1 protein-coding gene is annotated in these 496 nt (G+C 62.9%); it reads left to right on the top strand.

The genetic code is table 11. The features are described 5' to 3' along the window. On the top strand, positions 1-496 hold a 496-nt coding region (locus tag ACR6JA_RS23025), incomplete at both ends, for a glutamine synthetase family protein (protein WP_494599822.1).

Genomic DNA, 496 nt, shown 5'->3' with positions numbered 1-496 from the left:
GTCAAGGGCGGCTACTTCCCGGTTCCCCCGGTCGATTCGTTCCAGGACATGCGCTCGGAAATGTGCCTGCTGATGGAACAGATGGGCGTGCCGGTCGAAGTGCACCACCATGAAGTCGCCGGCGCCGGCCAGCTGGAAATCGGCACCAAGTTCAGCACCCTGGTGCAACGCGCCGACTGGACCCAGATCGTCAAGTACATCGTGCACAACGTGGCCCATGCCTACGGCAAGACCGCCACCTTCATGCCCAAGCCCATCGTTGGCGACAACGGTTCCGGCATGCACGTGCACCAATCCATCTGGAAGGATGGTCAGAACCTGTTCGCGGGCAACGGCTACGCCGGCCTGTCGGAATTCGCGCTGTACTACATCGGCGGCATCATCAAGCACGCCCGCGCCCTGAACGCCATCACCAACCCGGGCACCAACTCGTACAAGCGCCTGGTCCCGCACTACGAAGCCCCGGTCAAGCTGGCCTACTCGGCCCGCAACCGTT

Source organism: Cedecea sp. B1(4) (assembly GCF_059414925.1).
The sequence above is the reverse complement of the archived record's forward strand: the minus strand, read 5'-3'. Positions and strand labels throughout refer to the sequence as shown.